We start from the raw sequence: 11,818 nt of genomic DNA, 5'->3' as shown, positions 1-11,818 counted from the left end.
GGCTTAGTTCAGCCGCAGTTCGCCGGACGCGCGTTGCTGATCGGACTGGTGCTTGAGCACCACCCCGAGCGTCGCGGCGATGGTCGCGTCGTCGATGGTGTCCAGCCCGAGCGCCAGGATGGTGCGGCCCCAGTCGATGGTCTCGGCCACCGAGGGCACCTTCTTGAGCTGCATGCCGCGCAGCACCCCGATGATGCGGACCAGTTCGGCGGCCAGCGACTCGGGCAGCTCGGGCACCCGGGACAGCAGGATGCGCCGCTCGAGGTCGGCATCGGGGAAGTCGATGTGCAGGAACAGGCAGCGGCGCTTGAGTGCTTCCGACAGCTCGCGGGTGGCGTTGGAGGTCAGCACCACGAACGGGGTGCGCGACGCGGTGATGGTGCCCAACTCCGGCACGGTGACCGCGAAATCGCTGAGCACTTCCAGCAGCAGGCCTTCGATCTCGATGTCGGCCTTGTCCGTCTCGTCGATCAGCAGAACGGTGGGCTCGGTGCGCCGGATCGCGGTCAGCAGCGGCCGAGAGAGCAGGAATTCCTCGCTGAAGATGTCGGTTTTGGTCTGGTCCCAGTCGTTCGACCCGGACTGCATCCGGAGGATCTGCTTGGCGTGGTTCCACTCGTACAGCGCGCGGGCCTCGTCGACACCCTCATAGCACTGCAGACGCACCAGCCCCGACCCGGTGGTTTGGGCGACCGCGCGGGCTAATTCGGTCTTGCCCACACCGGCCGGTCCCTCGACCAGCAGCGGCTTGCCCAGCCGGTCGGCGAGGAACACCGCGGTCGCGGTGGCCTTGTCGGGCAGGTAGCCGGTCTCGGCCAGCCGCTTGGCGACGTCGTCGATGTCGCTGAACAGCGGCACCGGGCGTGCGGGGGTCTCTGTCATTGTTCTCCTGTCATCGCCTCAGGCAGGTCGGGTTTGGCCGTCTCCCCAGACGATCCATTTGGTTGACGTCAATTCGGGCAGACCCATCGGGCCGCGGGCATGCAGCTTCTGGGTGGAGATGCCGATCTCGGCTCCGAAGCCGAACTGCTCACCGTCGGTGAACGCGGTCGAGGCGTTGACCATCACCGCGGCGGCATCGACGCGTTCGGTAAATCGTTGTGCCGCTGCGAGATCGGCGGTGATGATGGCCTCGGTGTGACCCGTACCGTAGGTATTGATGTGCTCGATCGCGGCATCGAGACCGTTCACGGTGGCGACCGCGATGTCCATCGACAGGAACTCCGCCCGCAGCTCTTCCTCGGTCGGGTTGTCGTGGACGGTGACCCCGGCCTGCTGCAGCGCACCCACCAGTCGCGGCAGCGCGGTGCCGGCAATGGTCTTGTCCACCAACAGGGTTTCGGCGGCATTGCAGACGCTGGGCCGACGAGTCTTGGCGTTGAGGATGATTCGCTCGGCGACGTCGAGGTCGGCGGCGGAGTGCACGTAGACGTGGCAGTTGCCGACGCCGGTTTCGATGGTGGGCACCGTGGCATCGCGGACGACCGCATCGATCAGCCCGGCACCTCCGCGGGGGATGACCACGTCGACCAGACCTCGAGCCTGGATGAGGTGGGTGACGCTGGAACGGTCGGTGCTGGGCAGCAGCTGCACCGCGTCTTCGGGCAAGCCCTCCCCGGCGAGTGCGCCGCGCAGCACGGTGACCAGTGCGGCATTGGAGTTGGCCGCCGACGAGCTGCCGCGCAGCAGGACGGCGTTACCGGACTTGAGGGTGAGGCCGAACGCGTCGACTGTGACGTTGGGCCGGCCCTCGTAGACGATTCCGATCACGCCGAGGGGAACGCGCTGCTGGCGCAGTTGCAGCCCGTTGGGCAGCGTGCGGCCGCGGAGCACTTCACCGATCGGGTCAGGTAGTCCGGCGACCTGACGCAGGCCGGCGGCGATCCCGTCGATCCGCTGCGGGTTGAGCGCCAGCCGGTCCAGCATCGCCTCGGCGGTGCCGGTGGCCCGGGCGGCGTCGAGGTCTGCGGCGTTGGCGGCCAGGATCTGGTGTGCGTGGGCCAGCACCGCGTCCGCGGCGGCGTGCAGGGCGCGGTCTTTGACCGTGGTGGTCAGCGATGCCAGAGTGCGCGAGGCCACGCGCGCCCGGCGGGCCGCGTCGAGAACCTCGTTCTTCAGATCCAGAGGGGCCACTTGGACACTCATTCCCCCAGGGTATCGGTCTCCCCACCAACCGGCAGGTGGGGGCTGACCCAGGACTAGCCTGAGCCGCGTGACCCAGGTATGTGTGGTGGGCAGCGTGAACGTCGATCAGTTCTTCCGCGTCGCTGTTCTGCCGGGCGCCGGAGAGACCGTGCTGGGGTCGGCGGTGACCACCGAACCGGGCGGCAAGGGCGGTAATCAGGCCGTGGCAGCCGCCCGGGCCGGTGCCGACGTGCAGTTCGTCGGTGCGGTCGGCAGTGATGCGGCCGGCACCAGGTTGCGCGCGCACCTGCGAGACAACGGCGTCGGGCTCGACGGCCTGCAGGAGTTGCCGGTCGCCAGCGGCAGCGCGGTAATCCTGGTCGACGACCACGCCGAGAACATGATCGTGGTGGCCCCCGGCGCCAACGGACACCTGACGCTGAGTTCGGCCGCTGCCCGGGCGGTCATCGCCACGTGCGAGGTGCTGCTCGTCCAATTGGAGGTGCCGATCGCGACGGCCCTGGCGGCTGCGCGCGAAGCCCGCTCGGTAGGGGCGACTGTGATCGTCAATGCCTCGCCGGTCAGCACCGACCCCCTCCTGCGCGAGCTGGCCGCCGTCACCGACGTCGTGATCGTCAATGACGCCGAGGAACCGTATTGGCCGTGGCCCACAACGCATTTCGTTGTCACCAGAGGCGCCCGAGGAGCGAGCTACCGCGGCCCGGGCGGGGACCTCGAAGTGCCCAGCCCCGGCGTCGAGGCGGTCGACACCACCGGCGCGGGGGACGTCTTCGCCGGCGTACTCGCCGCAGAATGGACGACCGGACACGACCGTGCGCTTCGGCGAGCCTGCGCGGCGGGCGCATTGGCAACCCTGGTCCCCGGCGCCGGCGATTGCGCGCCCGTCGCCGAGGCGATCGAGGACGCCCTCACCCGGTACTGAACGCCCTACGGTTGTGACGATAGTCTGCGGCGATGACGCACACCGACGCTCCGCGACCGCCCGAGGGCGACTGGCTGGGAACCAAATTCCTGAGGTTCACGCGGGAGGGGGGGTTCGGGGTGTGCACCCTGGACCGCCCCGAGGCTCGAAATGCGATGACCCCGGCGATGTACTTCGGCATCAAATACGCGGTCAACCATGTCGGGTCCGAGCCGGACCTGGCCGGTCTGCTCATCACCGGGACCGGCGACGTCTTCGCCCCCGGTGGCGATATGGGCGGCGGCGGTGAGGACAACTGGCTGACCTTCGGGGCGGCCTTGGGCATGGACGCCCTGCCGTTCGACACCCTGCGGCAGTCCGCCAAGCCCGTGGTGGCCGCTGTCAACGGGCTCTGCCAGGGCGGCGGACTGCAGATCGCGTTGTGCGCCGACATGGCGGTGGTCAGCGATCGCGCGACGTTCCGCGTCCCCGAGCTCTACCGCGGGATCGCCGACACGTACTACAGCCAGATGCTGGCCCGGCTGATCGGCCCCGTCCGCACCCGCGACCTGATGTTCACCGGCCGCACGCTGACCGCCGAGGAAGCCCTGGACTGGGGCATGGTCGCGCGGGTGGTGCCGCACGACGAACTGCCCGAGGCGGCTCGCGAGGTCCTCGCCCAGTGCTGCCGCACAGCCCCTGGCGCACGGTCGGTGGTGAAGTCCAGCATCGACAACTACCTGGGCCTCTACGACCGCATTGGCATGCAACGCAGCCTCGGTTCACCGGAGTCCATCGAGGGATTCATGGCGTTCAAGGAGCGCCGCTCGCCGGAGTGGGTGCACCCCGACCTGCGCATCGACGGCAGGCTGTAAACCCGCCGCTGATCAGTCCTCGGGGACTTCCCGTTCGATCTCCGCCAGCCAGATCCGTGCCGACATATCCGAGGGCGCGCGCCAGTCCCCCCGCGGCGACAACGATCCGCCGTGAGATACCTTGGGCCCGTTCGGCAGAGCCGACCGCTTGAACTGGCTGAACGAGTAATACCGAGAAACGAATACCTGCAGCCAGTGCCGGATCTCTTTGAGCGAGTAGGCCGGTCGCTTGCCTGCCGGGTAACCCGGCGGCCAGCTGCCGCTATCGGGGTCGCTCCAGGCGTGCCACGCCAGAAACGCGATCTTCGACGGCCGGAAGCCGTACCGCAGCACCTGGAACAACGAAAAGTCCTGCAGCGAGTACGGGCCCACCTTGGCTTCGCTGCTCTGGATCTCTTCGTCCTCGCCGGTGGGCACCAGCTCCGGGGTGATCTCGGTCTCCAGCACCGACTGAAGGATCTCCCCGACCTCGTCCTCGAACTGCCCCGAGGAGATCACCCACCGAATCAGATGTTGGATAAGGGTTTTCGGAACCCCGGCGTTGACGTTGTAGTGCGACATCTGGTCGCCGACACCGTACGTCGACCAGCCCAGCCCCAGCTCGGAGAGATCGCCGGTGCCCAGTACGATGCCGCCGCGCTGATTGGCCAGCCGGAAAAGGTAGTCCGTGCGCAACCCGGCCTGCACGTTCTCGAAGGTGACGTCGTAGACCGCCTCCCCCTGAGAGAACGGGTGGCCCATCTCGGTGAGCATCAGCTTGGCGGTATCGCGAATGTCCAACTCAGTGAAGGTAACCCCAAGGGCACGCGACAGCTTGATCGCATTGTTCTTGGTCCGCTCGCCGGTGGCGAAGCCGGGCAACGTGAACGCCAGAATGTCACTGCGCGGCCGGCTTTCCCGGTCCATCGCGTGAGCCGCGACGATCAACGCGTGCGTTGAGTCGAGCCCGCCGGACACCCCGATCACGACCTTCGGGTAGTTCAATGCGCGCAACCGCTGCTCGAGCCCGGCGACCTGGATGTTGTATCCCTCGTAGCAATCCTGTTCCAGCCGAAGCGGATCGCTCGGCACGAACGGAAAGCGTTCCACCTCCCGCAGTAGGCCGATGTCCCCGCCGGGCGGGTCGAGATGAAAACCGATGCGCCGGAATGACTTCAACGTGCCCTGGTGGTGGCGGCGGTTGTCGTCGAAGGTGCCCATGCGCAGCCGCTCCGAACGTAGCAGATCCAGGTCGACGTCGGCGACCGAGCGACGTTCCCCCTTCGGGAATCGTTCGGATTCGGCCAGCAGCCGGCCGTTTTCGTAGATCATGGTCTGACCGTCCCAGGCCAGATCGGTACTGGACTCGCCTTCACCGGCTGCGGCGTAGAGGTACGCCGCCAAGCAGCGTGCCGATGCCGAACGAGCCAGCAGCTTGCGGTCCTCGGCCCGCCCGATCGTGATCGGGCTGCCGGAGAGGTTGGCCAGCACTGTCGCACCCGCCAGCGCAGCCTCGGCGCTCGGCGGAATCGGCACGAACATGTCCTCGCAGATTTCGACGTGCAGTACCAGGCCGGAGACGTCGTCGGCCGCGAACAGCAGATCCGGGCCGAACGGCACGTCGACACCACCGATGCGGATCGTGCCCTGCATGTCGTCGCCCGCGGCGACTTGGCGTCGTTCGTAGAACTCCCGATAGGTCGGCAGGTAGGACTTCGGCGCCACCCCGAGCACCGCACCGCGGTGGATCACAACCGCGGTGTTGTAGATGCGATGCAAGTAGCGCAGCGGCGCACCTACCACCAGCACGGGAAACAAGTCGGCCGACGCCTCGACGATGTCCAGCAGGGCGTCCTCGACGGCGTCGAGCAGCGAGTCCTGCAACAGGATGTCCTCGATCGAGTAACCCGACAAGGTGAGCTCGGGAAACACCGCGACCGCGACACTGTCGTCGTGGCAGGTCCGCGCAATCCGCAGCACCGACTCGGCGTTTGCAGCGGGGTCGGCCAGCACCGTGCGGTGGGTGCACGCGGCCACCCGCACGAAGCCGTGCCGGTAGGCGGAGTAGAAATCCATGCCTTATTGTCGCCCGTCGCCCGGGGTGCGCAGGCGAGAACCCGCCCGTCTGCCCGATCCGGCGAGTGAAGTGACCTGGGTCACATCGATGGCGTTGAGTGGCCTGAGTTACCACTCACGTTGCCGCTCAAGGCTTTTGCGTGAGCAGTGGGTCGCTTTCGAGTACGTCTCTACGCGTTCTTTCCCGCGCGTAGGAACGTAGTTTTTCCACCATGCGGCCGAACCTCACCGGCCGACCGAATCGGGGGATTCATCATGTCTCTACACACTCCAGTCCAACAATCACCGTCGTCGACGACCGCCACTCGCGTCGTCGACACCCGACCGACCGTGCTGATCACCGAACAAGAAGTGAAGCTGTTGACGGCCGCCGCGATCACCCCGCCAGCCAAGCAACGGGTGGCGGGGTGGTTCGCAACCCACCGGGCGGCGCGCGACGCTCGACGCGACAGCCAGCGATACGCGCCGGCGCACTACGACTTCATCGAGCATGCGGCGATGGCCCGAGCTATGGAAAGGCTGTGACTGCTGGGACGCAAGTAACAGCAGTTCAGGCCCGTGCGACTATTCAGACAGCAAGTCAAACGGGTCGGAGGAATCGTGCGACGTCGATGGAAGGCCGCCTGCGGCGCCCTACTGCTGGTGATCGCTGCCCTGTTCGGCGAACTCGTGCCCGCTGCGGCCCAAGCCGACCCGGCACCCGCGCCTGCACCCGTCGCCAAGGACTTCTCCAAGCCCGCGGTCGTCATCCTCGGCTACGGGCTGCTGCCCGATGGGTCGATGCGGATGATCCTGCGCCGACGCGTGCTGACCGGACTGGTTGTCGCGCAGATGTATCCGCAGGCCCCGATCATCGTCACCGGCGGCAATCCGCAGAACGGCGTGACCGAAGCCGCGCAGATGCGCCGGATGCTGATGCTGCTCGGCGTTCCCGACAGCCGGATCATCGTGGAGGACAGAGCCAACAGCACGGTGCAGAACGCCCAGTTCTCGGTGCCGTTGGCCAAGCAGGCCGGCACCTCCGGCATCATCCTCGTGACGTCCTCAACCCACCAGGACCGCGCCGATGGGGATTTCGTCGACGCCGGAGCCAATCTGCTGGCCACCCTGAGCTATCCGGATGGCAACCCCACCCTCGACGTCACCCAGTTCGCGCGGGATGCCCTCAGCCCGTTCACCAACTTCGGCTAACCGCACCTACTCTGGAGGACGTGGAAGGTCCCGAACTCGTCGCCCTGTTGACGGGTAAGCGTGTCGCGGTGCTCACCGGCGCCGGGATCTCCACCGACTCGGGTATTCCCGACTACCGCGGCCCGGACTCGCCGCCGGCCAACCCGATGACGATCCGCCAGTTCACCTCGAGCCGCTCGTTTCGGCAGCGCTACTGGGCGCGCAATCACCTGGGCTGGCAGCACATGGCTCAGACACTGCCCAACGCCGGGCATCGAGCGCTGGCACACCTGGAGCGGGCCGGGGTGGTCAGCGGCATCATCACCCAGAACGTGGACCTGCTGCACACCAAGGCCGGCAGCCGAAACGTCATCAACCTGCACGGCACCTACGCACAGGTGGTGTGCTTGGACTGCGGCTTCACGATGTCGCGGGCGGCGCTGGCCGACGAACTCGAGGCGGTCAATCCGGGATTCGCCGAACGCGCGGATCATCTCGGCGGCATCGCGGTGGCCCCTGACGCCGACGCCGTCGTCACCGACACCGCGTCGTTCCGGTTCATCGACTGCCCGTCATGCGGCGGCATGCTCAAACCCGACATCGTCTACTTCGGCGAAAGTGTCCGCAAAGAAGTTGTCGCGCAAGCTTATTCACTTGTCGACGAATCGGATGCCTTACTGGTCGCCGGTTCGTCGCTGACGGTGTTCTCCGGCTACCGGTTCGTCAGGCACGCCACCGCGACGGGCAAACCTGTTGCGATCGTGAACCGCGGACCCACCCGCGGCGACGACCTCGCGACGGTCAAGGTGGACAGCGGGTGCTCGCCGATGCTGGCGCTACTGGCCGACGAGTTGTCGGGCCTGACCTCAGCGAGCTGATCACCGCACGAGCTACTGTCTCAGAATGAGCCAGTATCGCGTCAGCGTCGAACGCTCGATCAACGCACCCGCAGCGCAGATATTCGCCCTGCTGGCCGATGCCGGGCTACACGCCAGCTTCGACGGGTCCGAAACCGTCGTCGGCGCCCGGCTGCCATCCCAGCCCCTGGCGCTCGGCTCGTCGTTCAGTATGTCGATGCGAGGTCGGCGGGAGACGCTCTTCCTGCCGTACCGCACGACCAACATCGTGATCGAGTTCGTGCCCGACCGACTCATCGCCTGGCAGACCTGGGGCCCGGCCAAGCTCATCGGCGGCCGGATCTGGCGCTACGAACTCACGCCGCAGGACGGCGGAACCCTGGTGCGCGAAACGTGGGATGCCGAACACGAGAAGTACCGGTCAATGGTCATCCGCGGCTCGGTCCCCCAGAAGACCGAAGACGGCATGCGCGAAACGCTGGACAGAATCGCCAAGCAGCTCGGCGCCTGAGCTACACGGCCACCAGGTCGTCGGCGTGCACAGCGGGACGGCGCATGTCTGCCGGCAGATCCGAGGTCGACCGGCCGACCATCGTCGTCAACTCGGTGGCGTCGTAGGCCACCACCCCACGGGCGATCATCTCCCCGTCCAGATCCCGCAGCTCGACCACATCGCCGCCGAAGAACCGGCCCGACACCTCGGTGATCCCGGCCGCCAGCAGTGAGCGCCGCTGCCTGACCACCGCGCGCACCGCGCCGGCGTCCAACGTCAGCGAACCGACGGCCTCAGCTGCGTAGCGAACCCAGAAGCGTCGCGCCGACATCCGATCGGGCCGCGGTGCGAACACTGTGCCCACCGACGCGTCGGTCAGCGCGGCGCCGGCATCGGCCGCGGCGGCAAGCAGCACCGGAACCCCCGCGTCGGCAGCCAGCAGCGCCGAGGACAGTTTGGAGCGCATCCCACCGGTGCCCAGCCGGCTGCCCTGCCCGGCCACCACACCGTCCAAGTCGTCCGGGCCGGCCACTTCTGGGATGAATCGCGCGTCGCCTTTGCGGGGATCGGCGTCGTAGAGCCCGTCGATATCGGATAGCAGGATCAGCGCATCCGCGCCTACCAGGTGGGCCACCAGCGCCGAGAGCCGATCGTTGTCGCCGAAGCGAATCTCGTTGGTGGCCACGGTGTCGTTCTCGTTGACGATCGCCACCGCATGCAGTGCCCGCAGCCGGTTCAGCGTGCGCTGTGCGTTGGTGTGCTGCACGCGCATCGAGATGTCGTGCGCGGTCAAAAGGACCTGGCCGACGGTGCGGTTGTAGCGGGCGAAAGCGGCACTCCACGTGTTGACCAGCGCCACCTGTCCGACGCTGGCGGCCGCCTGCTTGGTCGCCAGATCGGTCGGGCGACGGGTGAGGCCGAGGGGCTCGATACCGGCGGCGATCGCACCCGAGGACACGATGACGATGTCGGAACCGGCTTCCATCCGCGCCTCGATCGCGTCAACGAGCTTCTCCAGGCGGCCAGCGTCGAACAACCCCGACTTCGAGGTCAGCGCAGTGGTGCCGATCTTGACGACGACGCTGCGCGCGGCGCGAATCGCGTCGCGGTACTGACTCACGCCCCGTCCTCGTGCTCGCGACGCAGGCGGCGGGCCTCCTTGCGCTCGTCGGCACCGACCCGGTCGGTTTGTTCCAGCCGGACATCCGTGCCACGACCGGTCGGGACGACGTCGATACCGGCCGGGGTCTGCGGCTCCCAGTCGAACGTCATATCGCCGATGGTGACCGCGCAGCCGGGCTTGGCGCCCAGCCGAAGCAGGTGGTCTTCCACCCCGAGCCGGGCCAGCCGGTCACCGAGATAGCCGACGGCTTCGTCGTTGTCGAAGTTGGTCTGGACAATCCAGCGTTCCGGGCGCACCCCGCGCACGATGAAGCCGCCGGGGTTTGCGCGGTCGGGCTCGACGGTGAAACCAGTGCGGTCGACCGGGACCGGCTTGATCACCGGGCGTCGCGGCACCACCTCCGGCTGTGCGGCCTGATAGGCCGCCACCATGTCCCACAGCGCAAACGTCAGCTCCCGCAAGCCTTCCCGGGTCACGGTGGACACCTCGAACACCGGCCAGCCACGCGCCTCGACGTCGGCGCGCACGAAATCGGCCAGCTCCCTGGCCTCGGGGACGTCGATCTTGTTGAGCACCACCGCACGCGGGCGGTCGGCCAGGTCACCGAGTGTCGAATCGCCTTGCAGTGTCGGCCGATACGCGGCCAGCTCGGCCTCCAGCACATCGATATCGGAGATCGGGTCGCGGCCGGGTTCCATTGTGGCGCAATCGACGACGTGCACCAGCAGTGCGCAGCGTTCGATGTGGCGCAGGAAATCCAGGCCCAGCCCACGGCCCTCCGAGGCGCCCGGGATCAAACCGGGGACGTCGGCGACGGTGAAGGTGTGCTCTCCTGCCGACACGACGCCGAGATTGGGCACCAGCGTGGTGAACGGGTAGTCGGCAATCTTCGGCTTGGCCGCCGAGATCGTCGAAACCAGTGAGGATTTACCAGCGGACGGAAAGCCGATCAGCCCGACGTCAGCGACAGTCTTGAGCTCCAGGGTGAGCTCGCGCTCCTCGCCCTTCTCGCCGAGCAGCGCGAATCCCGGGGCCTTGCGGGCCCGGGACGCCAGCGCGGCGTTGCCCAGCCCGCCGCGGCCGCCCTCGGCGGCCACGAAACGGGTGCCCGCACCGACCAGATCAGCCAGCAGACGGCCATTGGCGTCGACCACGACGGTGCCGTCGGGAACCTTGACCTCGAGATCGGAGCCGTTGGCCCCTTCGCGGTTATTGCCCATCCCCTGCGTGCCGGATGGCGCCGCGACATGCGGATGGAAGTGGAAGTCGAGCAGGGTGTGCACCTGCGGATCGACGATGAGTACGACGCTGCCGCCACTACCGCCGTTACCGCCGTCGGGCCCGCCGAGTGGCTTGAACTTCTCCCGGTGGACCGAGGCACAGCCATTCCCACCGTTACCAGCGCGGGCATGGATGACGACGCGGTCGACGAAACGGGGCATCGGAGAGTCCTTTCAACCGCCAAGTGTGAACGTGATGCGAGATATCGGCCTCAACCTCGCAGTGGTTTCACACTCGCGAGTGAGACCTACTCCGGTCGCGCGACGCGAACGATGTTGACCGTCCTGCGTCCGCGCTTCTCGCCGAACTCGACGGCGCCGGGTGCGGTCGCGAACAGGGTGTCATCGCCGCCACGACCGACGTTCACGCCGGGGTGGAAGTGGGTGCCGCGCTGGCGGACGAGGATCTCGCCGGCCTTGACGATCTGGCCGCCGAATCGCTTGACGCCAAGCCGCTGGGCGTTGGAATCGCGACCGTTGCGTGAGCTGGAAGCGCCCTTCTTATGTGCCATGTCAGTTCGCTCCCTCGACTACTTGATTCCGGTGACCTTGAGGACCGTCAACGGCTGACGGTGGCCCTGCCGCTTGTGGTAGCCGGTCTTGTTCTTGAACTTGTGGATGCGGATCTTGGGACCCTTGGTGTGCTCGAGCACCTCACCGGTGACGGCAACCTTCTCCAGTGCCTTGGCGTCGGTGGTAACCGTGGCGCCGTCGACCACCAGGGCGACGGGAAGGGAAACGGAGCCGCCAGCCTCGACCTCGATCTTCTCGACCTTGACTATGTCTCCAACGGCGACCTTGTACTGCTTGCCGCCGGTCTTGACGATTGCGTACGTCGCCATCGTGTCCTCTGCCTTGCTCTGCGGGCGCGCGCTAACCGAAGCTGCGTGCGCGGGTCTGGGGGTGCGGGATCTTAAGC

13 protein-coding genes are annotated in these 11,818 nt (G+C 67.2%); 6 read left to right on the top strand and 7 right to left on the bottom strand.

The features are described 5' to 3' along the window. Positions 1–3: 3 nt before the first annotated feature. Both CG716_RS16115 and CG716_RS16110 read right to left on the bottom strand, forming a co-directional pair. Positions 4–882: an AAA family ATPase gene (locus CG716_RS16115; protein ID WP_094481334.1), complete on the bottom strand. Its 879-nt coding sequence runs from the start codon at positions 880–882 to the stop codon at positions 4–6. Between the two features lie 18 nt (positions 883–900). Beyond that, entirely contained in the window at positions 901–2,145 is a 1,245-nt protein-coding gene (locus CG716_RS16110) for a glutamate-5-semialdehyde dehydrogenase (RefSeq protein WP_094481332.1), read from the bottom strand. Between the two features lie 67 nt (positions 2,146–2,212). Here CG716_RS16110 and CG716_RS16105 point away from each other — a divergent pair, with 67 nt between their 5' ends. After that, positions 2,213–3,067, top strand: a complete 855-nt coding sequence (locus tag CG716_RS16105) for a ribokinase (RefSeq protein ID WP_207760698.1) — start codon at positions 2,213–2,215, stop codon at positions 3,065–3,067. A 32-nt stretch (positions 3,068–3,099) separates the two neighbouring features. After that, positions 3,100–3,921 (top strand): enoyl-CoA hydratase/isomerase family protein, encoded by an 822-nt coding sequence (locus CG716_RS16100; RefSeq protein WP_094481330.1) that lies wholly within the window; start codon positions 3,100–3,102, stop codon positions 3,919–3,921. Between the two features lie 12 nt (positions 3,922–3,933). Here CG716_RS16100 and CG716_RS16095 read toward each other — a convergent pair whose 3' ends face one another. Further along, a complete protein-coding gene (locus CG716_RS16095; protein ID WP_094481328.1) occupies positions 3,934–5,976 on the bottom strand; it encodes an NAD(+) synthase in 2,043 nt (680 codons plus the stop codon). 255 nt (positions 5,977–6,231) lie between these two features. On the opposite strand from CG716_RS16095, the gene CG716_RS16090 reads away from it, so the two are divergent. The 4 genes from CG716_RS16090 (at position 6,232) to CG716_RS16075 (ending at position 8,514) form a co-directional block, all read left to right on the top strand. Continuing rightward, complete coding sequence (locus CG716_RS16090; protein WP_133066953.1) at positions 6,232–6,501, top strand: hypothetical protein; 270 nt, start codon at positions 6,232–6,234, stop codon at positions 6,499–6,501. A 75-nt stretch (positions 6,502–6,576) separates the two neighbouring features. Next, positions 6,577–7,167, top strand: a complete 591-nt coding sequence (locus CG716_RS16085; RefSeq protein ID WP_094481324.1) for a YdcF family protein — start codon at positions 6,577–6,579, stop codon at positions 7,165–7,167. Positions 7,168–7,187: 20 nt separating this feature from the next. Beyond that, positions 7,188–8,024 carry an NAD-dependent protein deacetylase gene (locus tag CG716_RS16080; protein WP_094481322.1) on the top strand — a complete coding sequence of 279 codons (837 nt, stop codon included), beginning with the start codon at positions 7,188–7,190 and terminating at the stop codon, positions 8,022–8,024. A gap of 25 nt (positions 8,025–8,049) precedes the next feature. Then, complete coding sequence (locus CG716_RS16075) at positions 8,050–8,514, top strand: SRPBCC family protein (RefSeq protein ID WP_094481320.1); 465 nt, start codon at positions 8,050–8,052, stop codon at positions 8,512–8,514. Position 8,515: 1 nt separating this feature from the next. Here CG716_RS16075 and proB read toward each other — a convergent pair whose 3' ends face one another. The 4 genes from proB to rplU form a co-directional block, all read right to left on the bottom strand. Beyond that, entirely contained in the window at positions 8,516–9,616 is a 1,101-nt protein-coding gene (gene proB / locus CG716_RS16070; RefSeq protein WP_094481318.1) for a glutamate 5-kinase, read from the bottom strand. After that, positions 9,613–11,061 (bottom strand): GTPase ObgE, encoded by a 1,449-nt coding sequence (gene obgE / locus CG716_RS16065; protein ID WP_094481316.1) that lies wholly within the window; start codon positions 11,059–11,061, stop codon positions 9,613–9,615. Before obgE ends, proB begins: the two co-directional genes overlap by 4 nt. Before the next feature lie 86 nt (positions 11,062–11,147). Then, a complete protein-coding gene (gene rpmA / locus CG716_RS16060; protein WP_094481314.1) occupies positions 11,148–11,411 on the bottom strand; it encodes a 50S ribosomal protein L27 in 264 nt (87 codons plus the stop codon). 18 nt (positions 11,412–11,429) lie between these two features. Further along, the gene (rplU, locus tag CG716_RS16055) at positions 11,430–11,741 is read right to left on the bottom strand and encodes a 50S ribosomal protein L21 (protein ID WP_094481312.1); all 312 of its coding nucleotides are present in this window, start codon (positions 11,739–11,741) and stop codon (positions 11,430–11,432) included. Positions 11,742–11,818 lie beyond the last annotated feature (77 nt).

The organism is Mycolicibacterium sphagni (assembly GCF_002250655.1).
GTDB classification, from domain to species: Bacteria; Actinomycetota; Actinomycetes; order Mycobacteriales; family Mycobacteriaceae; genus Mycobacterium; species Mycobacterium sphagni.
The sequence above is the reverse complement of the archived record's forward strand: the minus strand, read 5'-3'. Positions and strand labels throughout refer to the sequence as shown.

What these genes read in the sequence shown, in the direction of transcription:
- CG716_RS16100 (WP_094481330.1), top strand. Translation starts at nt 3,100, where the DNA reads ATGACGCACACCGACGCTCCGCGACCGCCCGAGGGCGACTGGCTGGGA.
- obgE (WP_094481316.1), bottom strand. Translation starts at nt 11,061, where the DNA reads ATGCCCCGTTTCGTCGACCGCGTCGTCATCCATGCCCGCGCTGGTAAC.
- CG716_RS16110 (WP_094481332.1), bottom strand. Translation starts at nt 2,145, where the DNA reads ATGAGTGTCCAAGTGGCCCCTCTGGATCTGAAGAACGAGGTTCTCGAC.
- CG716_RS16075 (WP_094481320.1), top strand. Translation starts at nt 8,050, where the DNA reads ATGAGCCAGTATCGCGTCAGCGTCGAACGCTCGATCAACGCACCCGCA.
- rpmA (WP_094481314.1), bottom strand. Translation starts at nt 11,411, where the DNA reads ATGGCACATAAGAAGGGCGCTTCCAGCTCACGCAACGGTCGCGATTCC.
- CG716_RS16115 (WP_094481334.1), bottom strand. Translation starts at nt 882, where the DNA reads ATGACAGAGACCCCCGCACGCCCGGTGCCGCTGTTCAGCGACATCGAC.
- rplU (WP_094481312.1), bottom strand. Translation starts at nt 11,741, where the DNA reads ATGGCGACGTACGCAATCGTCAAGACCGGCGGCAAGCAGTACAAGGTC.
- CG716_RS16090 (WP_133066953.1), top strand. Translation starts at nt 6,232, where the DNA reads ATGTCTCTACACACTCCAGTCCAACAATCACCGTCGTCGACGACCGCC.
- CG716_RS16095 (WP_094481328.1), bottom strand. Translation starts at nt 5,976, where the DNA reads ATGGATTTCTACTCCGCCTACCGGCACGGCTTCGTGCGGGTGGCCGCG.